The following is a 22,266-nucleotide window of genomic DNA, read 5'->3' on the forward strand; positions in this document are numbered from 1 at the left end:
CATTTATGGCAAAATGCCCCGCTTCATTCATCCGCGGCCTCTGGCCCGTCGGGCCCGCCGGGCAGCCCGCCGCTCCGGGCCTGCCGGCCCGCGCCGCGATTTCAGCAGGCAGACAGACCATCCACGACATGACGGAAACCGTAGCACTCAAGATCGTACAGCGCATCGCCACCGAACTGTCCGTCCAGCCGCGCCAGGTCGCGGCGGCCGTGCAACTCCTCGACGAAGGCTCGACCGTTCCGTTCATTGCCCGGTACCGCAAGGAAGTGACCGGCAACCTGGACGACACGCAGCTGCGCCAGCTCGAGGAACGCCTCCTGTACCTGCGCGAGCTCGAGGATCGCCGCGCCGCGATCCTGTCGAGCATCGACGAACAAGGCAAGCTGACCGACGAGCTGCGTGCCGCGATCGACGCGGCCGACAGCAAGCAGGTGCTCGAAGACCTTTATCTGCCGTACAAGCCGAAGCGCCGCACGCGTGCGCAGATCGCCCGCGAGGCCGGCCTCGAACCGCTCGCGCAGGCGCTGCTCGCGAACCCGCTGCTCGACCCGCAGGCCGAGGCGGCCGCGTACGTCGACGCCGACAAGGGCGTCGCCGACGTGAAGGCCGCGCTCGACGGCGCGCGCGACATTCTGTCCGAACAGTTCGGCGAGACGGCGGAGCTGCTCGGCAAGCTGCGCGACTACCTGCACAACCAGGGCGTCGTGTCGTCGGCCGTCGTCGAGGGCAAGGAAAACGAGGAAGGCGAGAAATTCCGCGACTATTACGACTACGCGGAAACCATCAAGACCGTGCCGTCGCACCGCGCGCTCGCGCTGTTCCGCGGCCGCAACGCCGGCGTGCTGACGATCAAGCTCGGTCTGGGCGAAGAGCTCGACGCGCAAGTGCCGCATCCCGGCGAGGCGATGATCGCGCGCCATTTCGGCATCGCGAACCAGAATCGCCCGGCCGACAAATGGCTGTCCGACGTCTGCCGCTGGTGCTGGCGCGTGAAGGTGCAGCCGCATATCGAAAACGAACTGCTCACGCAGTTGCGCGAAACGGCCGAAACCGAAGCGATCCGCGTGTTCGCGCGCAACCTGAACGACCTGCTGCTGGCCGCGCCGGCCGGCCCGAAGGCCGTGATCGGCCTCGATCCGGGCCTGCGCACCGGCGTGAAGGTCGCGGTCGTCGACCGCACCGGCAAGGTGCTCGCGACCGACACGATCTACCCGCACGAACCGCGCCGCGACTGGGACGGTTCGATCGCGAAACTCGCGCGCATCGCCGCGCAGACGCAGGCCGAACTGATCAGCATCGGCAACGGCACCGCGTCGCGTGAAACCGACAAGCTCGCGAGCGAACTGATCGCGAAACATCCGGAGCTGCGCCTGCAGAAGATCGTCGTGTCGGAAGCCGGCGCGTCGGTCTACTCGGCGTCCGAGCTCGCCGCGAAGGAATTCCCGGAACTCGACGTATCGCTGCGCGGCGCCGTGTCGATCGCCCGCCGCCTGCAGGACCCGCTTGCCGAACTCGTGAAGATCGAGCCGAAGGCGATCGGCGTCGGTCAGTACCAGCACGACGTGAACCAGCGCGAACTCGCCCGCTCGCTCGACGCGGTCGTCGAGGATTGCGTGAACGCGGTCGGCGTCGACGCGAACACCGCGTCGGCCCCGCTGCTCGCCCGTGTGTCGGGCCTGAACGCGACGCTCGCGCGCAACATCGTCGACTATCGCGATGCGAACGGCCCGTTCCCGTCGCGCGAGCACCTGCGCAAGGTGCCGCGCCTCGGCGACAAGACCTTCGAGCAGGCCGCCGGCTTCCTGCGCATCAACGGCGGCGAGAACCCGCTCGACCGCTCGTCGGTGCACCCGGAAGCGTATCCGGTCGTCGAACGGATACTCGCGAAGATCAACAAGCGCATCGACGACGTGCTCGGCAACCGCGAAGCGCTGTCCGGCCTGTCGCCGACGGAATTTGTTGACGAACGTTTCGGCCTGCCGACCGTGCGCGACATCCTGGCCGAACTGGAAAAGCCGGGTCGCGATCCGCGTCCGGAATTCAAGACGGCCACGTTCCGCGAAGGCGTCGAGAAGGTCTCGGATCTCGTACCGGGCATGACGCTGGAAGGCGTCGTGACGAACGTCGCCGCGTTCGGCGCGTTCGTGGATATCGGCGTGCACCAGGACGGCCTCGTCCACGTGTCCGCGATGTCGACGAAATTCATCAAGGACCCGCACGAGGTCGTGAAGGCCGGCCAGGTCGTCAAGGTGAAGGTGCTCGACGTCGACGTGAAGCGCCAGCGCATTGCGCTGACGATGCGCCTCGACGACGACGCGACAGCGCCCGGCATGCCGTCGCGCGGCGGCCAGGATCGCGGCAACGCAGGGCGCGGCGCCGCCCGCCCGCAGCGTTCGCGCGAGCCGGAGCCGGCCGGCGCGATGGCCGCGGCGTTCGCGAAGCTCAAGCGCTGAACAAGCGAATAGACCCGCCGTCGCCGTACGAAAAAGCCCGCCGAAAGGCGGGCTTTTTCATTGTCCGGGTACCTGTGACGCGCGGCCGGACGGCCCGCGCGCCGGGCCCGTCAGATCTCGATCTTCGTCCCGAGCTCGACGACGCGGTTCGCCGGAATCGCGAAGAAATCGGTCGGCTTCGCGGCGTTCTGGTGCATCCATGCGAACACCCGCTCGCGCCAGATCGACATCCCCGGCAGATGCGTCGGCACGACCGTTTCGCGCGCGAGGAAGAACGACGTGTCCATCAGCTCGAACGTCATGTCGTGCGTGCGGCCGAATTCCTCGAGCACGGCCTTCACGTCCGGCGTCTCGTTGAAGCCGTACTCGGCCTTGACGATGTACAGCCCGCCGCCCGCATCGCGCGCGCTCTGGCGCTTGTCGTCGCGCACGTACGGAATGTCGCGCGTGACGAACGTCAGGAAAATGGTCCGTTCGTGCAGCACCTTGTTGTGCTTCAGGTTGTGCAGCAGGCTGACGGGCACGAGCTTGTCGTTGCCGGTCAGGTAGATCGCGGTGCCCGACACGCGATGCGGCGGATGCGCGAGCAGGCCCTGCAGGAACGGCTCCAGCGGAATACCGTCGGCCGCCGTGCGCTCCTTGACGATGTGACGCCCCTTGTACCAGGTCATCAGCAGGAAGAACAGCAACGCACCGATACCGAGCGGCAGCCAGCCGCCCTGCGCGACCTTCAGCAGGTTCGCGCCGAAAAAGCCGAGGTCGATCGCGAGGAACACCGCGATGATCGCGCCGACCAGCAGCCGGTTCCAGTTCCACACCTTCACCATCACGACGCACGCGAGCACGGTCGTGATCACCATCGTCGCCGTCACCGCGATGCCGTACGCGGCCGCGAGATTGTCCGAGCTCTTGAAGCCGACGACGATACAGAGGATCACGGCCAGCAGCAGCCAGTTCACGACCGGCACGTAGATCTGGCCGATCGCGAGCTCGGACGTATGCAGCACCTTCATGCGCGGCACGTAGCCGAGCTGGATCGCCTGCGACGTCAGCGAATACGCGCCCGAGATCACGGCCTGGGACGCGATCACGGTCGCGACCGTCGACAGCACGACGAGCGGCAGCAGCCCCCATTCGGGCGCCAGCAGGAAGAACGGGTTTTCGATCGCTTTCGGGTTCTGGATCAGCAGCGCGCCCTGCCCGAAGTAGTTCAGCACGAGCGACGGCATCACGAGCCCGTACGCGGCGTACCGGATCGGCTTGGCACCGAAGTGGCCCATGTCCGCGTAGAGCGCTTCCGCGCCGGTCAGCACCAGCACGACCGAGCCGAGCACGACGTAGGCCTGCAGCAGGTGGTCGGCCATGAACGATGCCGCGTAATACGGATTGATTGCCGCGATGATGCCCGGCACGCGAACGATGTGGTACACGCCGAGCGCCGCGATCACGACGAACCACAGCACCATGATCGGGCCGAACAGCTTGCCGACCAGCGCGGTACCGTGCCGCTGGATCCAGAACAGCGCGATCAGGATCACGATCGTGATCGGCAACACGAGATGGGACAGGTGCGGCGTCGCGATCTCGAGACCTTCGACGGCCGACATCACGGAAATCGCCGGCGTGATCACCGCGTCCCCGTAGAACATGCAGGCGCCGAATATCCCGAGCGCCATCAGCGCGCCCGCGACCCGGGTCTTGGAGTCGAGCGGGCGCAGCGACAGCGCCATCAGCGCGAGCACGCCGCCCTCGCCGTTGTTGTCCGCCCGCATCACGAACAGCAGGTACTTGACGCCGACCACCAGGATGATCGCCCAGAACAGCAGCGAGATCACGCCGAGAATCGAGCCTTCGGTCAGCGGGATGCCGTGCGCGGGGCTGAACGCCTCCTTGAGCGAATACAGCGGGCTGGTGCCGATGTCGCCGAACACGACGCCGATGGCTGCTATCGCTAGCGCCCGCATCGAGTGTTGTTGCGTCGAATGCGGCGCGTGTGCGGCGTCGGTCGCGTGAGTCGTGTCGTTCATATGAAGCGTAATAGTCGGGTCCGGGTCGGACAAAACGAGCGCTATTCTACTCGCGCCCCCGTGAAACGCCGTCCTGCCGTGTTGCCGTGGAACCACGTGATCCACGCCGCGCATGCAATCCGGCGCGACCTGTGGCAGGGCTGCCATCATAGCCGGGGCCGCGCCGCCTGCCTATCGGGTCCGCCGCACACGCCGCCCGGCGCCACCCGCGCGCCAATGAAAAACGGCGCCGCAAGCGGCGCCGTACAAGGCTTTCCTTCGATCGGCCGGACGCTTACGCGCCCGAACCGTCGCGCTGCGCGCGACCGCGCTTGATCCACGCCTCGAGGTTGTGCGGACGAACCGTGTCCCACTCCTCGAACGGCTGATGAATCCACGGATTCGTCGGCAGGAACTGCGTGTGATAGTCGGGCTTGACCTTCGAGCAACCCTTGTACCAGAGCACGGCCGAACGCACGGCCGTCACGGACGGATAGCGTTCCTTCAGGTGCTCCTGCACGCGTGCGAGCGTGACGCCGGAATCGACGAGATCGTCGACCAGCAGCACGTTGCCCGCCAGGTTGCCGCGCGTCATCGTGATGTACTGCGCGATGTCGAGCTCGCCCTGCTCGGTGCCGGCTGCTTCCCGGTACGAGCTCGTCGCGAGGATCGCGAGCGGCACGTCGTAGATGCGCGACAGCTGGTCGCCGACGCGCAGGCCGCCGCGCGCGAGGCACAGGATCTGGTCGAACTTCCAGCCCGAGGCGTGCACCTGGAGCGCGAGCAGCTCGATCAGCCGGTGATACTCGTCCCAGCCTACCCACAGGTTCTTGTCGTCGTTGCGCGGATCGGTCATCAAGTCTGCCGCCGTCATCGTGATTTGCTGCGTCATCTGGGAATTACACCTTGAACGGATGGCGGAGCAGGATCGTTTCGTCGCGGTCCGGGCCCGTCGACACCATGTCGACCGGCACGCCAGCCACTTCCTGGACACGGGACAGGTATGCCTGTGCATTCACCGGCAGCGCGTCCCACGTCTTGATGCCGACCGTGCTTTCCTTCCAGCCGGAGAACGTTTCGTACACGGGCTCGCAACGCGCGACGTCGACCGCGCCACGCGGCAGGATGTCCACGTCCTTGCCGTCGACCTTGTAGCCGACGCACAGCTTGACTTCGTCGAGGCCGTCGAGCACGTCGAGCTTCGTCATGCACAGGCCCGACACGCCGTTGATCTGGATCGAACGGCGCAGCGCAGCCGCGTCGAGCCAGCCGGTGCGGCGCGGACGGCCCGTGACCGAACCGAATTCCTTGCCGACGTTCGCGAGCGTGACGCCGACCTGGTCCTGGCGCTGCGGGTTGTCCGCATCGTACAGCTCGCTCGGGAACGGGCCCGAGCCGACGCGTGTGCAATACGCCTTCGTGATGCCGAGGATGTAGTTGAGCTTCTGCGGACCGACGCCCGCGCCTGCCGACGCCGCACCCGCGACGCAGTTGCTCGACGTGACGAACGGATAGGTGCCGTGGTCGATGTCGAGCAGCGTGCCTTGCGCGCCTTCGAACAGCAGGTTCTGGCCCGCGTTGTTCGCGTCGTACAGGCGGCGCGACACGTCGGCCACCATCGGCTTCAGGCGGTCGGCATAGCCGAGCATCGTGTCGAGCGTGGCCTGGAAGTCGACGGCCGCACCGCCCAGATACTGGGTCAGCACGAAGTTGTGGTAATCGAGATTTTCGCGCAGGCGATCGGCGAAGGTCTTCGCGTCGAACAGGTCCTGCACGCGCAGCGCGCGGCGGCCGACCTTGTCTTCGTACGCGGGGCCGATGCCGCGGCCCGTCGTGCCGATCTTGCCCGCGCCCTTGCGCGCTTCGCGCGCCTGGTCGATCGCGATGTGGTACGGCAGGATCAGCGTCGTGGCTTCGGAGATGAACAGACGGTCGCGTACGTTCACGCCGGCCTCTTCGAGCTCGCCGATTTCCTTGAACAGTGCTTCGGGGGACAGAACGACGCCGTTGCCGATGTAGCAGGCGACGCCTTCACGCATGATGCCCGACGGAATGAGGCGCAAGATCGTTTTCTTGCCGCCGATGATGAGGGTGTGGCCGGCGTTGTGACCGCCCTGGAAACGCACGACGCCTTGAGCGTGGTCCGTCAGCCAGTCGACGATCTTGCCCTTGCCTTCATCACCCCATTGCGTTCCCACGACGACGACATTGCGCCCGGGAGTCACGTTCACTGCGCTGGCAGACATGTTGATTCGTTAGCTGGTTAAAAACGTATTCTACCTATGTTCGCGGGCGATTCCGAATTTTTCCGTTTCGCTTCAACGATATGCACGCCGAAGCGCAGCCCGCGAACGCCTGTTTATCGGGGTTCGACCACCCATGCGCCGTTGCGCTCGACGAGCGAACGATCGCAGGCGAATTCGTCGAGCACGTGGTCGTGGCCCGGCAGCGCCTGGATCACGACCTCGCCCGCATCGCGCAGCGCCGCGACCGCCGCGCCGAGCGCGTCGTCCTGCGCCCACGGCGCGAGAATCGCGGTGCCGCGCGCCTCGACCGGCGAAATCCGCGCGAGCTCGCGCAGGTCGAGCGAAAAGCCGGTTGCCGGGCGGGCCCGGCCATAGGCCTGCCCCACGTGGTCGTAACGACCGCCGCGCGCGATCGCGTTCGGCACGCCGTCGATGTAGGCGCTGAACATCGCGCCGCTGTGATACGCGTAACCGCGCAAATCGGCGAGATCGATCGCGACTTCGACGCCCTTCGCCTGCGACGCAAGCTGCGCGAGATCGTCGAGCGCCCGCGTGATTTCGGGCAGCACCGGCAGGCGCGTGCGCGCCTCGGCGAGCACGCTCGCGTCGCCGTAAAGGTTCGGCAGCGCACGCAGCGCGGCGCGCGTATCGGCGCCGAGATCGTCGGTCAGCTCGTTCAGCAGCGGCACGTCCTTGCCCGACAGCGCGTCGTACAGCGACTCGCCGCGCTCCGCGGCCTGCGCGTCGCGCGCCAGCAGCGCCGCGAGCACGCCCGCGTGACCGAGGTCGAGGCGGATCCGCGACAGGCCCGCGAGATGCAGCGCGTCGAGCATCAGCTGCTGGATCTCGAGATCGGCTTCCAGCCCGGCGTGGCCGTAGATTTCCGCGCCGATCTGGATCTGTTCGCGCGTCGCGTGCAGCCCGCGCGGACGCGTATGCATCACGTGGCCCGCATAGCAGAGGCGCGTCACGCCCTGACGGTTCAACAGGTGCGCGTCGATCCGCGCGACCTGCGGCGTGATGTCCGCGCGCAGGCCGAGCGTCCGGCCCGACAACTGGTCGACCAGCTTGAAGGTGCGCAGGCGCAGATCGGCGCCCCCGCTCGTCAGCAGCGACTCGAGATACTCGAGCAGCGGCGGCATCACCATTTCGTAGCCGTACGAACGGAAGCGGTCGAGCAGCCTGCGGCGCAGCTCCTCGATCTTGCGCGCTTCCGACGGCAGCACGTCGGCGATATTCTCGGGAAGTAACCAGGTCGACATCGGTACGGTCCTACGACGGGAAACGGCGCGCGACACGCGCGCCGCGAGTTGAATCGGAACTTCGAAATCGGGCGGAACGAACGGCGGATGCGCCGTCCGGATCGGGGCTCCGGTCAGGTCGCGAGCAGCAGCAGCACGAGCCCGAGCACCATCACGATCAGCCCGCCGATCCGGATATGATGCGGCGGCCGCTCGGCTATTCTACGAAACGTGTCGCGCCAGGCGACGGGAAACACGAAGGGGAACGCCCCCTCGATGATCAGCATCAGCGCTACTGCGAGCAACAACGAGCCAGCCAGGTCCATGCGAGCGACGGCGCCGCTCGACGCGGCGCCCCAAGGTCAATGTTTGCGGGGAGCAGGCGCCGCCGGTGCGGCGCCGCCCGTCGGGCTGCGCATGAAGCGGAAGAACTCGCTGTCGGGATCGACGACGATGATGTCGTTGCGCTTGAACGTATTCCGGTAGGCCTGCAGGCTCGCGTAGAACTGATAGAACTGCGGATCGCGGCCGAACGCGTCTGCGGCGATCGTCGCGGCCTTCGCATCGCCCTCGCCCTTGATCGTCTGCGCGGACTTGTACGCGTTCGCGAGCACGGCCTGCTGCTCGCGTTCGGCGTCGGCCTTGATCTGCTCGACGTCGGCCGCGCCTTGCGCGCGCACTTGCGCCGCCTGATCGCGCAACGCACCGATCATCCGTTGATAGACGGCATCCGTCTGCGCGGCCGGCAGGTCGACGCGCGTCAGCTGGACGTCGACCACGTCGACGCCGAAACCGGTCGCATTCGCCTTCGTCGCATCGCGCGCCGCATCGGCGATCGCACGTTGACCGCCGAGGGCATCGTCGAGCGCCCGCTTGCCGAATGCGTCGCCGAGCGCGCTCTTCAGCGCGCCGGACAGCCGTTCGGCCGCCGCCGCCGGGTCGCCGCCCGTCGCCGTGAAATATTTCATCGGATCGCTGATCCGGTACTTCACCGCATACGCGACGAGCAGGTCGTGCTTGTCTTCGGTTGCCAGTTGCAGCGGATCGGACGACTCGAGCGACTGCAGGCGCGTGTCGATCAGCGTGGCCGTCTGCAGCGGCGGCGGCAGCTTGAAGTGGACGCCGGGGCCCGCGAGCTCGGGCTGCGTGCCGTCGCGGCCCGACAACACGGCCGCATGGCGCGGATCGACGGTGAGGACCGTCGACGATGCCGCGAAGGCGACGATCACGATTGCGACGACGAGCGCAATGATTCGGTTCATGTTCTGCGCTCCCCGTTACTTCGTATCGTCTTCACGCGACCGGCTGCGAAACGCTTCGCGCGATCGCAGCACGTCGACGCCCGACGCGGTGGCGGCCGGTGCGGCGCTCGCCGGCGCGGCAGCGGCTGCCGACGGCACGGTTGCCGCCGGTGCGGACGCCGCATCGGCGGCGGATGCGCCGGTCGACGCCGCGGTGTTTTGCCGCCCCTGCTCGACGAGCTTGTCGAGCGGCAGATACACGACGCTGTTGCCACCCTTGTTGCCGACGAATACCTTCGTCGCGTTCGAATAGATTTCCTGCATCGTCTCGAGGTACATCCGCTCGCGGATGACCGCCGGCGCCTTCGAGTACTGCGCGTAGACCTGCTTGAAGCGGTCCGCGTCGCCTTCGGCTTCGGTGACCACGCGGTCGGCATACGCCTTCGCTTCGTCGACGAGCTTCGCCGCATTGCCCTGCGCCTTCGGCAGCAGGTCGCTCGCATACGCCTGCGCGGCGCGCTTCGCGGCCTCGCGCTCGTCGCGCGCCTTCGCGACTTCGGCGTACGCGGCCTGGGTCTGGTCGGGCGCCGAGACGCTCTGCATCGTGACGGCCGTGACCTCGAGCCCCGACTGGTAGCGGTCGAGATCGCGCTGGATCGCGGTGGACAGCTGCTCGCGCAGCGCATCGCGGTCCTGGTTCAGCATGTCGGCCGCGCTGCGCGTGCCGACGATCGCGCGCACCGCGGCCTGCGCGGCCTGCGACACGCTGCGCTCGGGATCGACGCTGCGGAACAGGTAATCGGTGGCGGAACGAATCCGGTACTGGACGATGAAGCGCACGTCGACGATGTCGGCATCGCGCGTCAGCATCGCGGCTTCTTTCACGTTCGCGAGACGCACGACGTTGTTGCGGCCGATCTCGATCGAACGGACCTGCGACGTGTCGACGATCTCGTGCGACGCGAACGGATACGGCGCGCGCCAGTGCACGCCCTGGCCGACCGTGCCCGACAGCTTGCCGAGCTGCAGCACGACGCCCGTCTGGCCTTCCTGCACGACGAACAGCCCGCTGCCCGCATACACCGCGACCAGCACGCCGATCACGATGCCGACGCCGACCCGTGCGGCCCGGCCGTTGTCGGGACGGAAGCCGTTGCCGCCCTTGCCGCCGAACAGGCCGCTCAGGCGCCGGTTGAAGTTGCGCCACATCTCGTCGAGATCGGGCGGACCGTCGCCGTCGCCGCCTTGCGGACGCTTCGATTCGTTCGCGCGGGGGCGGGATCCGTCCTTGCCATTGCCTTCGCCGCGTCCCCAGCGGGGATCGTTGATCGACAGCAAGGCGCGCATCCGCCGCCAGGTACTCCGCTCGTTGTATTCGTTCACCAGAGTTTGTTCACCAGATTAGACGCCGGCGAACCGGCCGGGACCGGTTAGCGCCCGTGTTCGGAAATCGTGTGGTCTTCGTGCGGTTCAGCGGACGTGCCATCGAGCGCGTCGGGTAACGTCGCGCTGGAAAGGTGTTCCGCGGAGGCGATTTCGGCGATGGCGGCACGCAACGTATCGAGACCCTGACCGGTGCGCGCGCTCAAAAAGACGCGCGAAATATTACCATACTCGTCCCGCTCGACCGCGTCGCCGCGGGCCGCCAGCTCGGGCACGGCGTCGATCTTGTTGAAGACCAGCACCTGCCGGATCGTGTCCGCGCCGATCTCGTGCAGCACGCCGTTGACCTGCTCGATCTGCTCGAGCCGGACCGCGCTCGACGCATCGACCACATGCAGCAGCAGATCCGCATGGATCGTTTCCTCGAGGGTCGCGCGAAACGCCGCGACGAGCTGGTGAGGCAGCTCGCGGATGAACCCGACCGTATCGGACACGACGATCTGCCCGACCTCGTCGCCGAGGTACACGCGCCGCGACGTCGTATCGAGCGTCGCGAACAGCTGGTCGGCCGCGTAGGCCTGCGCTTTCGTCAGCGCATTGAACAGCGTCGACTTGCCCGCGTTCGTATAGCCGACGAGCGACACCGACATCGTGCCGCTGCGCGCGCGCTGCCGGCGCTGCGTGCTGTGCTGGCGACGCAGCCGGTCGAGCCGCGACTTCAGCATCTTGATGCGTTCGCCGATCAGCCGGCGGTCGGTTTCGAGCTGGGTTTCACCCGGACCGCGCAGGCCGATACCGCCCTTTTGCCGCTCCAGGTGGGTCCACGCGCGAATCAGCCGGGTCGACAGGTATTGAAGCTGCGCGAGCTCGACCTGCAGCTTGCCTTCGTGGCTGCGGGCACGCTGCGCGAAGATGTCGAGGATGAGGCTCGTGCGATCGACCACGCGCCTGTTAAGTGCCTGCTCCAGATTGCGTTGCTGGGCGGGCGCCAAGGCGTGGTTGAAGATGACGATTTCGACGTTGTGCGCATCGCAGGCGAGCCGCAATTCTTCGGCTTTGCCGCTGCCGATGAACATCTTGGCATCGGGACTGGCGCGTCGACCCGTGAGGGTGACGGCGGGACGGGCCCCCGCACTGGAGGCGAGAAGACTGAGTTCTTCGAGACTGGCTTCGAAATCGGTCTTGCCGAAATCGATGCCGACGAGCGCTGCGTTGATCAAATTATCGGGTGTCAAGATAAGGCGGCTGGCATCGGTCGCTCGCGGCGACCGGATGCCGGCCGCTGCGATAGGTTAGGACGAGGCTTCCGCGTCCGGGTGGAAATTCACCGGGCGCGCCGGCACGACCGTCGAGATGGCGTGCTTGTAAACCATCTGGGTCACCGTATTACGGAGCAACACGACGTACTGGTCGAACGATTCAATGTTCCCTTGAAGCTTGATGCCGTTGACGAGGTAAATCGAAACGGGAACGTGCTCTTTGCGCAGTGCGTTCAAAAACGGGTCTTGTAACAATTGCCCTTTGTTGCTCATGGCGTACTCCATCTTTTTTTGCAGGTTGATCTGGATTGGCGGCGAAGAAAAAGAGATCCGGCGCCAATCGCTACACTATAGCTGATTTTGCCTGCCCCGCCCGGGCGTAGGCCATGCGGCCTAGCCCTTGCGGGACGTGCTTCAGCCCTTGTCCGCGTACGGGTTGTTCGACGAACGGAACTCTATGCGCAATGGAGTCCCGGTCAGCGAGAAAGTTTCGCGGAACCGGTTTTCGAGGTAGCGCTTGTAGGTTTCCGTCACCGCGTCGAGCGCGTTGCCGTGGATCACGATGATCGGCGGATTCTGGCCGCCCTGGTGCGCGTAGCGCAGTTTCGGACGCACCGGGCCGCGACGGCGCGGCTGCTGGAATTCGACCGCCTCGATCAGCGCGCGGGTGAGCTTCGGCGTCGGCAGCTTCGACATCGCGGCCGCGTAGGCATCGTCGACCGAGCGCATCAGCGCGCCGATGCCCGTCTTCTTCGCGGCCGAAATGAAATGCGATTTCGCGAAGTCGAGGAATTTCAGCTTGCGGGTCAAATCCGCTTTCGCGCGGTCGCGCGCGTGGTCGTCGAGGCCGTCCCACTTGTTCACGCCGATCACGAGCGCGCGGCCCTGCTCGACGACGAAGCCGGCGATGTGCGCGTCCTGGTCGGAAATGTCCTGCTGCGCATCCAGCAGAAGAATGACGACGTTCGCGTCGGAGATCGACTGCAGCGTCTTCACGACCGAGAACTTCTCGATCGCCTCGAACACCTTGCCGCGGCGCCGCAGGCCGGCCGTGTCGATCAGCGTGTATTTCTTGCCGTTACGCTCGAAGTCGACGTAGATCGAATCGCGCGTCGTGCCCGGCATGTCGAACGCGATCACACGGTCTTCGCCGATCAGCGCGTTGACGAGCGTCGACTTGCCGACGTTCGGACGGCCGACGATCGCGATCTTGATGCCGCGCGACGGATCATCCTCCTCCGCTTCCTCGGGCTGGCCGGCGTACGCGACTTCGAGCGCCTCGTTGATCATGTCGGTCACGCCGTCGCCATGCGCGGCCGAGATCGCGCGCGGATCGCCGAGCCCGAGCTCGTAGAAGTCGGTCGCGACCGCCGTGTACTTCATCCCCTCGGCCTTGTTGACGACCAGGAAGATCGGCCGACCGGTCTTGCGCAGGTAGTCGGCGATCGACTTGTCCTGCGGCGCGAGTCCGTTACGGCCGTCGACGATGAACACGACGACGTCGGCCTCCTCGACGGCCTGCCGCGTCTGGCGCGCCATTTCGTGCAGGATGCCGTCCTTCGCGACGGGTTCGAAGCCGCCCGTATCGACGACCAGGTAAGGCCGTTCGCCAACGCGCCCTTCGCCGTAATGGCGATCGCGCGTCAGGCCCGGCAAGTCGGCGACCAGCGCATCGCGCGAGCGCGTGAGCCGGTTGAACAGCGTGGATTTCCCCACATTGGGGCGCCCAACGAGGGCAATGACCGGTTTCATCTGTGTTTTCTACGGTGAAGCGCAGCAGCGGGAGGCCCGCTGCTGCGGGCGGCTGCGCTGAATGAAAATATCACGAATTCGCGCCGCGCCGGATGCGCGCGCCCGGCGCGCGTTGCGCGCCGTCGTCTTTCGTCTCGAACTGCCTTTCAAATACCGAGCGGCCGGGAACGCCGGCCGCCTTCAAGTCGCGCGGCCGCGGCGCGCGGGACCTGCCCGACGCGCCACGGCCACGCCTGTTTCGTGCGCGTCAGCGCGGACGGAACCCGTACAGGCCACCGTCCTTCGTCTGCACGACGAGCGTATTGCCCGCGAGGACCGGCGCCGCCGTGATCGCGCTGCCGTCGGTCTTCATCCGCGCGATGAAGCTGCCATCCTCGCGCGACAGGAAGTGCACGAAGCCCTTGTAATCGCCCATCACGACCGCGTGCCCGAGCAGGTACGGCACGCCGACGTCACGGCTCTTCAGCTTGTCGTTGCGCCAGAGCTGGTTGCCCGTGGCCGCGTCGTACGCGGTGACGACCGACCAGTCGTCGCCGCCGGCGACCACCGAATCGTCCTGCGCGAGGCCGCTGCGGCTCGAGAACGGCTTTTCCCACAGCGGCCGGCCCGAGTTCGCATCGAAGCAACCGAGCTGACCCTGGAACGTCACTGCGCAGGTTTCCGCGCCCACGAGCGTCGGCGGACCGCTGACGTCGTTGATGCGCTCGACCTCGGTCACGCCCTTCGGGAACGACACCGGGGTCTGCCAGAACGGCTCGCCCGTCTGCAGGTTGATCGCGACGAGACCGCCGCCCGGGAAGCCCGCGAGCACGGCCGCGTCGCCCGCAAACGTCATGCCCGCCGACACGCGCAGGTTCAGCGGCACCGCACGATTGCGGTAGTTCCACTTCTGCTCGCCCGTCTGCGCGTTGAACGCGATCACCTGGCCGTCGATCGTGCGGACGACCACGAGGCCGTTGCCGACGAGCGGCGGCGAGAAGATCTCGCCCTGCACGCTGGTCTTCCACAGCTGCTTGCCGTCCGGGCCCAGCACGAACACGCCGCCCTTCAACGCACCGACCGCGGTCAGGTTGCCGTCGCTGCCGACCCCGGCCGACAGGTCCGAACCAACCTTCGAGCGCCACAGCGTCTGGCCCGTCTTCGCGTCGATCTTCTCGACCGAACCGTTTTCGCCCGCCGCATAGACGGCGTCGCCCACGGCCACCGGCGAGAACAGGTAGCGCCCGCCCTTGCCGACGCTCGCCTTCCAGACCTGTTGCACGTCCATGACGGGCTTGAACTCGGTGAGCGGCGTCGGCACGCGGCGCGCGTCCTTCGACGACGAGCAAGCCGCCAAAGCGAGGACAGCCGCCGCGCAGGCAACGGGCACAGCGTAACGTTTCAGCAAATTCATCGGTTAGCGAAGCAGAGTTAAGAGGTTGAGGGGACCGGAATTCAGCCGCCGAGCGCGTCCAGCTTGAACTGCACGAGCTGGCGCGCGGACTGGTCGTCCTTCGACAGGCCGTCGAGCGCGAGCTTGTAAGCGGCGCGCGCGTCGTCGGTCTTGCCTTGCGCGGCAAGCAGATCGCCGCGTCGATCGGCCACGAGGCCCTTGAATGCATCGACCGGCGTACCCGACAGCAGCGCGAGGCCCGCGTCGTACGCCTTCTCGTCGAGCAGCAGCGACGCGAGACGCAGCTTCGCGATCTGCTTGTACTCGTCGTCCTTGGCGTGATCGACGGCCCATTGCAGCTGTGCCTTCGCGCCGGCCGCGTCGCCGGCCGCATACAGCGTCTTCGCGGCCGCGAGCGCCGTCATCTGCGCATACGGCGTACTGCCGAACTTGTCTTCCATGTCGGCAGCCGCGCGGGCCATCGTCGCCTTGTCGTTCGCGGCGGCAGCCTTCTGGACCTGCTCGTACAGCCCGGACGCCTCGGCAGCCTGACGGCGCTGCCAGTAGTTCCAGCCGTTGAAACCGGCCGCGACGACGAGCGCCGCGAGCACGATCCACGTGGTGAGGTTGCCCCAGCGGGCCCACCACGCCTTCAGACTTTCAATCGATTCTTGTTCGTCGTGATAACTCATCGGCGAGCGATTCCTTCCTGTTCAGGCTTTTCTTGTCGAGCGGATGCCAGCGCGATCAGTCGTCGCCGTCTTCGGCGGATGCAACCATCGCATTGATTAGGAATTCGGTCAAGCTTTCGACCGGTACGGTCTGCTGAACGTTCTTTTCCCCTTCCGCACCCGCGCCGCGCAACGCTTTCACGCCCACCGTGCCGTTCGCGACCTCTTCTTCGCCGAAGATTACCGCGAACGCGGCGCCGCTTGCGTCGGCCCGCTTCATCTGCGACTTGAAGCTCGCCGGCGCGCCGTCGGCGCTGCAGTGGAAGATCACGTCGAGGCCCGTGTCGCGCAGACGCTCGGCCGCGATGAACGCCTGTTCGCGCGCGGTTTCGCCCTGGTGCACGACGTACACGTCGACGCCTTCCTGCTCGGGCGCGAGATCCTCTTCCTTCAGCAGCTCGAGGATGCGCTCGATGCCCATCGCCCAGCCGCACGCGGCGGTCGGCTTGCCGCCGAGCTGCTCGATCAGCGGATCGTAGCGGCCGCCGGCCGCGACCGTGCCCTGCGCGCCGAGCTTGTCGGTCACCCACTCGAACACGGTCAGGTTGTAGTAATCGAGCCCGCGCACGAGACGCGGGTTGATCTTGAACGGAATGTTGTTCGCGAGCAGCAGGCGCTGCAGCCCTTCGAAGTGCGCGCGCGATTCGTCGCCGAGGAAGTCGATCAGCTTCGGTGCGTTCTGCGCGATGTCCTGCAGTGCCGGATTCTTCGTGTCGAGCACGCGCAGCGGGTTCGTATACAGGCGACGCTTCGCGTCCTCGTCGAGCACGTCGGCGAACTGCTCGAGGTACTTGATCAGTTCGACGCGGTGCGCGGCGCGCTCTTCGGCGAGGCCGAGCGAGTTGATCTCGAGCTTGATGCCGGTCAGGCCGAGGTCGTCCCACAGGCGCTGGCACATCATGATGATCTCGGCATCCGCATCGGGACCCGCGAAGCCGAGCGCCTCGACGCCGACCTGGTGGAACTGCCGATAGCGGCCGCGCTGCGGACGCTCGTGACGGAACATCGGGCCGATGTACCACAGGCGCTTCGGGCCGTCGTACAGCATGTTGTGCTCGATCGACGCACGCACGACGGCCGCGGTGTTTTCCGGGCGCATCGTCAGGTTCTCGCCGTTCAGCGCGTCGGTGAAGCTGTACATCTCCTTCTCGACGATGTCGGTGACTTCGCCGATGCCGCGCGTGAAGAGCTGCGTATGTTCGACGATCGGCGTGCGGATGTTCTGGTAGCCGTACGCGCGCAGCAGCGATTTCACGGTAGCTTCGAAGAATTCCCACAGGCCGGCATCCTGCGGAAGGATGTCGTTCATGCCCTTGACGCCGGTGAGCTTCTCGATCTTGCGTTTCTGTTCGGTCATCGTTCGTGTGTGTGGACGAATTAGTTCAGGGCCTCGGTGCGGCCGTAATTGCGTGCGACGTAGTCGCTGACGATCTGCTGGAATTCCTCGGCGATCCGCTCGCCGCGCAGCGTCTTGACCTTCTCGCCGTCGATGAAGACGGGTGCGGCCGGGTTCTCGCCCGAACCCGGCAGGCTGATGCCGATGTTCGCGTGCTTCGATTCGCCCGGGCCGTTGACGATGCAGCCCATCACCGCGACGTTCATCTTCTCGACGCCCGGATATTCCTTGCGCCAGACCGGCATCTGCTCGCGCAGGTAGGTCTGGATCTGCATCGCGAGTTCCTGGAACAGCGTGCTCGTCGTACGGCCGCAGCCCGGGCACGCGATCACCATCGGCGCGAACGAGCGCAGGCCCATCGTCTGGAGGATTTCCTGGCCGACGATCACTTCGCCCGTGCGCGACGCGCCCGGTTCCGGCGTCAGCGAGATGCGGATCGTGTCGCCGATCCCTTCCTGCAGCAGCACGCCGAGCGCCGCCGTCGACGCGACGATGCCCTTCGAACCCATGCCGGCCTCGGTCAGTCCGAGGTGCAGCGCGAAGCCGCAGCGGCGGCCGAGTTCGCGGTACACGGCGATCAGGTCCTGCACGCCGCTGACCTTGCACGACAGCACGATGCGGTCACGGCCCAGGCCGAGCTCCACCGCGCGTTCGGCCGAGCCGATCGCCGACTGGATCAGCGCCTCGTACATCACGCTCTGCGCGTCCCACGGCTGCGCCCGCGCGCCGTTCTCGTCCATCATGCGCGCGAGCAGGTCCTGGTCGAGACTGCCCCAGTTCACGCCGATCCGCACCGGCTTGTCGTACTTCGCCGCGGCCTCGATCATCTGCGCGAACTGCGTGTCGCGCTTCGCGCCTTGACCGACGTTGCCGGGGTTGATCCGGTACTTCGACAGCGATTCCGCACAGCCCGGGTAGTCGCGCAGCAGCAGGTGGCCGTTGTAGTGGAAATCGCCGACGAGCGGCACGGTCACGCCCATCCGGTCGAGCTGCTCGCGAATCGCCGGCACGGCGGCCGCGGCTTCGGGCGTGTTGACCGTGATGCGCACCAGTTCGGAGCCCGCATTCGCGAGTTCCTTGATCTGGATCGCCGTGCCGATCGCGTCGGCCGTGTCGGTATTCGTCATCGACTGCACGCGCACCGGCGCGTCGCCGCCGATCGTCACGAGTTGCCCGCCCCAGCGGACATCCACCGCATGCGATACGCGGCGCGGCTGATGCCCGCCGAACACCGGCTCGGTTGAACAAATCTGACTGCTGCGTGGGGATTGAGCTTCGGATTGCATCGATAGATCCATTTACGCGGAATGCGCCGCGACGCGGCGCATGAATTGAAAAAGCGCCGTGCCCTCACGGCCTGCCGAGATCGACGACAGGCCTTCGCCACGGCGCTTGACGTCAGGGCAACGTGAACCGCGCCACGTTACCCCGCGCTGCCGAATATTTTGCCGGATCGACCGGTTTTCCGTCGAACGCAACCGCGTCGAGGCCGGCCTTGTTGCCGATCGTGACCTTGAACGGCCCGTCACCGGCCACCTGCTTCGTTTCGCCGGCGCGCACCAGCGCCGAGAACAGCTCCTTGCCGTTCTTGTCGCGCACGCTGAACCAGCAATCCTGCTTGACCTTCAGTTCGACCATCGACTGACCGGCCGCCACCACGACGCTGGCCGGCTGGGCCGGCGCGGCCGTGCTTGCCGCCGCCGTGGCCGCCACGGGCTGCGACGCAGCGGCAGTCGCGACCGGCGCCGCGGGCGCCGGAACAGCCGACGCGATCGCCTGCGCCGGGGCAGCCGATGCAGCAGCCGGGGCTGGAACCGCATTCGTCACCGCGCCCGATGCGGCGTTCGTGGCCGCTTCTTCAGCAGCCGACGATGCCGTCGCCGCGCTCGCGGCCGACGCATGCTCGGCGTCGCCGCCCTTGAAGCGTGCGAGCAGGCTCGACGAATCGCCGCCAGTGTGCCACATCAGTACGGCGACCACCGCGACGATGACGATCCCCGTCCCCCACAGCCACGGATGGTGACGCGACGAGCCGCCGAGCGGAATCGACACGCGGCCGCGCGGCAGATCCGTGCCCGACGACGCCGGCATCGACAGGTCGACTTCCGGCACCCCGCGCTCGCGGCGCAGCGCCTGCGCGAACGGTTCCGGATCGACGCCGAGCATCTTCGCATAGCTGCGCACGACCCCGAGCGCGAACGTCACGCCGGGCAAATGGCTGATGTCGCCGGCCTCGAGCGCCCGGAGCTTTTGCGGTGCGACCTTGAGTCGCGCCGACACGTCGTCGACCGACCAGCCCTTCGTCTCCCGAAGCTGCGCCAGCCGGCTGCCGACCGCCGCCAGCGATTCCAGTCCCGCCGGTGCCGGCTTCGCGGCATTCGTCTCTGCGCCGTTAGACGGCTGCGGCTCACTCATCCTTGTCCTCGCGTCGATTCTTCTTCACTGGCGGCCGCCGCCGACTCCCGCCGGCCGGCACCCGCAACTGTTCATACCCTGCGCGGCGCCGAGGCGCCGCGACCGATCGCTATTCGCGTGTTGCACCGCCAAAGGGTTCGGGCACCCCGGCCAGGTGCCCCCGTCAAACTGCCCGAACTTCGATGATTTTTCCTGCTGCGCCCGTTCGTTCCGCGAGGCGCGTGCGATCCTTCACCGCGCCGGCCAGCTGCCCGCACGCGGCGTCGATGTCGTCGCCGCGCGTCTTGCGCACGGTCGTGACGACACCCGCGTCGATGAGAACCTGCGCGAAGCGCTTGATCTGCTCCGGCTTCGAGCGGATGAGGCCCGATTCCGGAAACGGATTGAACGGGATCAGGTTGAACTTGCACGGCACGTCGCGCGTGACGGCCAGCAGTTCGCGCGCATGCGCTTCGGTGTCGTTGACGCCGTCGAGCATGCAGTATTCGAAAGTGATGAAGTCGCGCGGCGCGACCTTCAGATAACGCTGACACGCGGCCATCAGCTCGCGAAGCGGATACTTCTTGTTGAGCGGCACCAGCTCGTCGCGCAGCGCATCGTTCGGCGCGTGCAGCGAAACGGCCAGCGCGACCGGCAACTCGGCGCCGAGGCGGTCCATCATCGGCACCACGCCGGACGTCGACAGCGTGACGCGGCGGCGCGACAGGCCGTACGCGTTGTCGTCGAGCATCAGTCGCATCGCGGGGACGACCGCGCTGTAATTCAGGAGCGGCTCGCCCATGCCCATCATCACCACGTTGGTGACGACCCGTTCGGCCTTGCCGTTCGGGCCGGGCGCGCGGCCCAGCGACGCGCGCAATGCAAATTCGGCCATCCGGAGCTGGCCGATGATTTCGGCTGTCGACAGGTTGCGGGAGAAACCCTGCTTGCCCGTCGAACAGAAGCGGCAGTTCACCGCGCACCCGGCCTGCGACGACACGCACAGCGTGCCGCGCGTCTCTTCCGGGATGAACACGGTTTCGACCGCATTGCCGTTTCCGACGTCGATCAGCCACTTGCGCGTGCCGTCGGTGGAAACGTGATCGCTGGCGATCTCCGGCATCACGATCGACGCGCGGCCCTTGAGTTTTCCCCTCAGGGACTTCGCGAGATCGGTCATGCCGTCGAAATCGCCAGCGTTGTACTGGTGGATCCAGCGCTGCAATTGCTTGGCGCGGAACGGCTTCTCGCCCAGGCTGCCGCAGTACGCGACAAGACCCTCGGCATCGAAGTCGAGAAGATTGACGGAAGTTTCGCTCGTCATGATGTGCTGCCTTGCCGCGTGCGCTGAATCCTGCCTACTTGCTGTCAGCCAGGGCTTAACGCGAGTAAACGTTCATTTCCGGGAAGAAGAACGCGATTTCGACCGCTGCCGTTTCCGCAGCGTCCGAGCCGTGGACGGCGTTCGCGTCGATGCTGTCGGCGAAGTCGGCGCGGATCGTGCCCTTTTCCGCCTTCTTCGGATCCGTTGCGCCCATCAGGTCGCGGTTCTTCAGGATCGCGCCTTCACCTTCCAGAACCTGGATCATCACCGGGCCCGAGATCATGAAGTCGACGAGGTCCTTGAAGAACGGACGCGCTGCGTGAACTGCATAGAACTTCTCTGCGTCAGCACGCGACAGGTGTGCCATGCGCGATGCGACGATCTTCAGGCCGGCGCCTTCGAAACGGCTGTAGATCTGGCCGATCACGTTCTTTGCCACCGCATCCGGCTTGATGATCGACAGGGTGCGCTCGATTGCCATAAAAACTCCAAAAAATTAAGAAGTTACAGGTTCAAATGAATCCGCTATTGTAGCACGATCCCGTGTATCATTGCGATTGAACCCTTACACGAATGAAAGGTTCAGAATCCATATGTTTTGTGCCGCCGGGCCATTGAAACCTCCCGGCACGGAACGTATCTTAGCCATAGCTGCCCCGGTTTGCTGCGCCGCACATCGCGCGCGCCGAACCGGCCCCGGACGCCCACGCGTTCAATGTTAGGAGAAACCATGAACGACTATCCGTACAATTTCGGCCGCGGCGGTTCCGTCAGCACCGCCGAGGTTCGCAACCGCGTGCTGCGGAACACGTACTGGCTGCTCGCGCTGTCGATGGTGCCGACCGTGCTGGGCGCCTGGGTCGGCGTCGCGACGGGCTTCTCGCTGTTCGCGGCCACGAGCCCGATGATGAGCCTGCTCGCGTTCTTCGCGATCGCGTTCGGCTTCATGTTCGCGATCGAGCGGACGAAAAACAGCGCGGCCGGCGTGTTCGTGCTGCTGGGCTTCACGTTCTTCATGGGCCTGATGCTGTCGCGGCTGCTGAGCTTCATCCTCGGCTTCTCGAACGGCCCGTCGCTGATCATGCTCGCGTTCGGCGGCACCGGCATCATCTTCGCCGCGATGGCGACGATCGCCACCGTCAGCAAGCGCGACTTCTCCGGGCTCGGCAAGTGGCTGTTCATGGGCGTGATCGTGATCCTGCTCGCGTCGGTCGCGAACATCTTCCTGCAACTGCCGGCGCTGATGCTCACCGTATCGGTGCTCGCGATCGCGATTTTCTCGGCGTACATGCTGTTCGACGTCCAGCGCGTCGTGAACGGCGGCGAGACGAACTACATCTCGGCCACGCTCGCGATCTACCTCGACCTGTACAACGTGTTCACGAACCTGCTCGCGCTGCTCGGCATCTTCGGCGGCAACCGCAACTGACGTTCGCTGCGCACCACGAAAAAACCGGCCCGCGGGCCG

The 22,266-nt window shown here is 66.3% G+C and carries 19 protein-coding genes; 2 read left to right on the forward strand and 17 right to left on the reverse strand.

Going from position 1 to position 22,266, the window contains the following annotated elements:
• Positions 1 to 128: 128 nt before the first annotated feature.
• Entirely contained in the window at positions 129 to 2,453 is a 2,325-nt protein-coding gene (locus KU887_RS09495; RefSeq protein ID WP_258250029.1) for a Tex family protein, read from the forward strand.
• A gap of 110 nt (positions 2,454 to 2,563) precedes the next feature.
• Here KU887_RS09495 and KU887_RS09500 read toward each other — a convergent pair whose 3' ends face one another.
• From KU887_RS09500 to ndk, 17 genes are all read right to left on the reverse strand, one after another.
• On the reverse strand, positions 2,564 to 4,480 hold the full coding sequence (locus KU887_RS09500) for a potassium transporter Kup (protein WP_006485906.1): 1,917 nt from the start codon (positions 4,478 to 4,480) through the stop codon (positions 2,564 to 2,566).
• A 274-nt stretch (positions 4,481 to 4,754) separates the two neighbouring features.
• Entirely contained in the window at positions 4,755 to 5,351 is a 597-nt protein-coding gene (locus KU887_RS09505; protein ID WP_006485899.1) for a phosphoribosyltransferase, read from the reverse strand.
• Between the two features lie 7 nt (positions 5,352 to 5,358).
• Positions 5,359 to 6,705 carry an adenylosuccinate synthase gene (locus KU887_RS09510; protein WP_006496417.1) on the reverse strand — a complete coding sequence of 449 codons (1,347 nt, stop codon included), beginning with the start codon at positions 6,703 to 6,705 and terminating at the stop codon, positions 5,359 to 5,361.
• A 113-nt stretch (positions 6,706 to 6,818) separates the two neighbouring features.
• Positions 6,819 to 7,967, reverse strand: coding sequence for an ATP phosphoribosyltransferase regulatory subunit (locus KU887_RS09515; RefSeq protein ID WP_006496416.1), 1,149 nt, complete (start codon positions 7,965 to 7,967; stop codon positions 6,819 to 6,821).
• Positions 7,968 to 8,080: 113 nt separating this feature from the next.
• Positions 8,081 to 8,272, reverse strand: coding sequence for a DUF2065 domain-containing protein (locus KU887_RS09520; protein ID WP_006478685.1), 192 nt, complete (start codon positions 8,270 to 8,272; stop codon positions 8,081 to 8,083).
• Between the two features lie 36 nt (positions 8,273 to 8,308).
• A complete protein-coding gene (gene hflC / locus KU887_RS09525; RefSeq protein WP_006485903.1) occupies positions 8,309 to 9,208 on the reverse strand; it encodes a protease modulator HflC in 900 nt (299 codons plus the stop codon).
• Between the two features lie 15 nt (positions 9,209 to 9,223).
• Positions 9,224 to 10,570: an FtsH protease activity modulator HflK gene (gene hflK, locus KU887_RS09530; RefSeq protein ID WP_258250031.1), complete on the reverse strand. Its 1,347-nt coding sequence runs from the start codon at positions 10,568 to 10,570 to the stop codon at positions 9,224 to 9,226.
• A gap of 47 nt (positions 10,571 to 10,617) precedes the next feature.
• Complete coding sequence (gene hflX / locus KU887_RS09535) at positions 10,618 to 11,790, reverse strand: GTPase HflX (RefSeq protein ID WP_006483315.1); 1,173 nt, start codon at positions 11,788 to 11,790, stop codon at positions 10,618 to 10,620.
• A gap of 72 nt (positions 11,791 to 11,862) precedes the next feature.
• Positions 11,863 to 12,102 (reverse strand): RNA chaperone Hfq, encoded by a 240-nt coding sequence (gene hfq / locus KU887_RS09540; RefSeq protein WP_006399927.1) that lies wholly within the window; start codon positions 12,100 to 12,102, stop codon positions 11,863 to 11,865.
• A gap of 141 nt (positions 12,103 to 12,243) precedes the next feature.
• Positions 12,244 to 13,581, reverse strand: a complete 1,338-nt coding sequence (gene der, locus KU887_RS09545; protein ID WP_006493685.1) for a ribosome biogenesis GTPase Der — start codon at positions 13,579 to 13,581, stop codon at positions 12,244 to 12,246.
• A gap of 247 nt (positions 13,582 to 13,828) precedes the next feature.
• Positions 13,829 to 14,974 carry an outer membrane protein assembly factor BamB gene (bamB, locus tag KU887_RS09550; RefSeq protein ID WP_006483316.1) on the reverse strand — a complete coding sequence of 382 codons (1,146 nt, stop codon included), beginning with the start codon at positions 14,972 to 14,974 and terminating at the stop codon, positions 13,829 to 13,831.
• A 41-nt stretch (positions 14,975 to 15,015) separates the two neighbouring features.
• The gene (locus KU887_RS09555) at positions 15,016 to 15,645 is read right to left on the reverse strand and encodes a tetratricopeptide repeat protein (protein ID WP_006478678.1); all 630 of its coding nucleotides are present in this window, start codon (positions 15,643 to 15,645) and stop codon (positions 15,016 to 15,018) included.
• Positions 15,646 to 15,700: 55 nt separating this feature from the next.
• The gene (hisS, locus tag KU887_RS09560; protein WP_006483311.1) at positions 15,701 to 17,041 is read right to left on the reverse strand and encodes a histidine--tRNA ligase; all 1,341 of its coding nucleotides are present in this window, start codon (positions 17,039 to 17,041) and stop codon (positions 15,701 to 15,703) included.
• A gap of 20 nt (positions 17,042 to 17,061) precedes the next feature.
• A complete protein-coding gene (gene ispG, locus KU887_RS09565; protein ID WP_006483314.1) occupies positions 17,062 to 18,366 on the reverse strand; it encodes a flavodoxin-dependent (E)-4-hydroxy-3-methylbut-2-enyl-diphosphate synthase in 1,305 nt (434 codons plus the stop codon).
• 112 nt (positions 18,367 to 18,478) lie between these two features.
• The gene (locus KU887_RS09570) at positions 18,479 to 19,495 is read right to left on the reverse strand and encodes a helix-turn-helix domain-containing protein (RefSeq protein ID WP_012492656.1); all 1,017 of its coding nucleotides are present in this window, start codon (positions 19,493 to 19,495) and stop codon (positions 18,479 to 18,481) included.
• A gap of 163 nt (positions 19,496 to 19,658) precedes the next feature.
• Positions 19,659 to 20,798: a 23S rRNA (adenine(2503)-C(2))-methyltransferase RlmN gene (gene rlmN, locus KU887_RS09575; RefSeq protein WP_080331677.1), complete on the reverse strand. Its 1,140-nt coding sequence runs from the start codon at positions 20,796 to 20,798 to the stop codon at positions 19,659 to 19,661.
• 55 nt (positions 20,799 to 20,853) lie between these two features.
• The gene (gene ndk, locus KU887_RS09580; RefSeq protein WP_006478674.1) at positions 20,854 to 21,279 is read right to left on the reverse strand and encodes a nucleoside-diphosphate kinase; all 426 of its coding nucleotides are present in this window, start codon (positions 21,277 to 21,279) and stop codon (positions 20,854 to 20,856) included.
• Positions 21,280 to 21,528: 249 nt separating this feature from the next.
• Here ndk and KU887_RS09585 point away from each other — a divergent pair, with 249 nt between their 5' ends.
• Complete coding sequence (locus tag KU887_RS09585) at positions 21,529 to 22,227, forward strand: Bax inhibitor-1/YccA family protein (RefSeq protein ID WP_006761414.1); 699 nt, start codon at positions 21,529 to 21,531, stop codon at positions 22,225 to 22,227.
• Positions 22,228 to 22,266 lie beyond the last annotated feature (39 nt).

The organism is Burkholderia sp. EMB26 (genome assembly GCF_024730645.1).
Lineage (GTDB): Bacteria > Pseudomonadota > Gammaproteobacteria > Burkholderiales > Burkholderiaceae > Burkholderia > Burkholderia cenocepacia.

What these genes read in the sequence shown, in the direction of transcription:
- KU887_RS09505 (WP_006485899.1), bottom strand. Translation starts at nt 5,351, where the DNA reads ATGACGCAGCAAATCACGATGACGGCGGCAGACTTGATGACCGATCCG.
- KU887_RS09555 (WP_006478678.1), bottom strand. Translation starts at nt 15,645, where the DNA reads ATGAGTTATCACGACGAACAAGAATCGATTGAAAGTCTGAAGGCGTGG.
- hisS (WP_006483311.1), bottom strand. Translation starts at nt 17,041, where the DNA reads ATGACCGAACAGAAACGCAAGATCGAGAAGCTCACCGGCGTCAAGGGC.
- KU887_RS09515 (WP_006496416.1), bottom strand. Translation starts at nt 7,967, where the DNA reads ATGTCGACCTGGTTACTTCCCGAGAATATCGCCGACGTGCTGCCGTCG.
- KU887_RS09510 (WP_006496417.1), bottom strand. Translation starts at nt 6,705, where the DNA reads ATGTCTGCCAGCGCAGTGAACGTGACTCCCGGGCGCAATGTCGTCGTC.
- hfq (WP_006399927.1), bottom strand. Translation starts at nt 12,102, where the DNA reads ATGAGCAACAAAGGGCAATTGTTACAAGACCCGTTTTTGAACGCACTG.
- rlmN (WP_080331677.1), bottom strand. Translation starts at nt 20,798, where the DNA reads ATGACGAGCGAAACTTCCGTCAATCTTCTCGACTTCGATGCCGAGGGT.
- KU887_RS09585 (WP_006761414.1), top strand. Translation starts at nt 21,529, where the DNA reads ATGAACGACTATCCGTACAATTTCGGCCGCGGCGGTTCCGTCAGCACC.
- KU887_RS09520 (WP_006478685.1), bottom strand. Translation starts at nt 8,272, where the DNA reads ATGGACCTGGCTGGCTCGTTGTTGCTCGCAGTAGCGCTGATGCTGATC.
- bamB (WP_006483316.1), bottom strand. Translation starts at nt 14,974, where the DNA reads ATGAATTTGCTGAAACGTTACGCTGTGCCCGTTGCCTGCGCGGCGGCT.
- KU887_RS09570 (WP_012492656.1), bottom strand. Translation starts at nt 19,495, where the DNA reads ATGAGTGAGCCGCAGCCGTCTAACGGCGCAGAGACGAATGCCGCGAAG.
- KU887_RS09500 (WP_006485906.1), bottom strand. Translation starts at nt 4,480, where the DNA reads ATGAACGACACGACTCACGCGACCGACGCCGCACACGCGCCGCATTCG.
- KU887_RS09495 (WP_258250029.1), top strand. Translation starts at nt 129, where the DNA reads ATGACGGAAACCGTAGCACTCAAGATCGTACAGCGCATCGCCACCGAA.
- ndk (WP_006478674.1), bottom strand. Translation starts at nt 21,279, where the DNA reads ATGGCAATCGAGCGCACCCTGTCGATCATCAAGCCGGATGCGGTGGCA.
- ispG (WP_006483314.1), bottom strand. Translation starts at nt 18,366, where the DNA reads ATGCAATCCGAAGCTCAATCCCCACGCAGCAGTCAGATTTGTTCAACC.
- hflC (WP_006485903.1), bottom strand. Translation starts at nt 9,208, where the DNA reads ATGAACCGAATCATTGCGCTCGTCGTCGCAATCGTGATCGTCGCCTTC.
- der (WP_006493685.1), bottom strand. Translation starts at nt 13,581, where the DNA reads ATGAAACCGGTCATTGCCCTCGTTGGGCGCCCCAATGTGGGGAAATCC.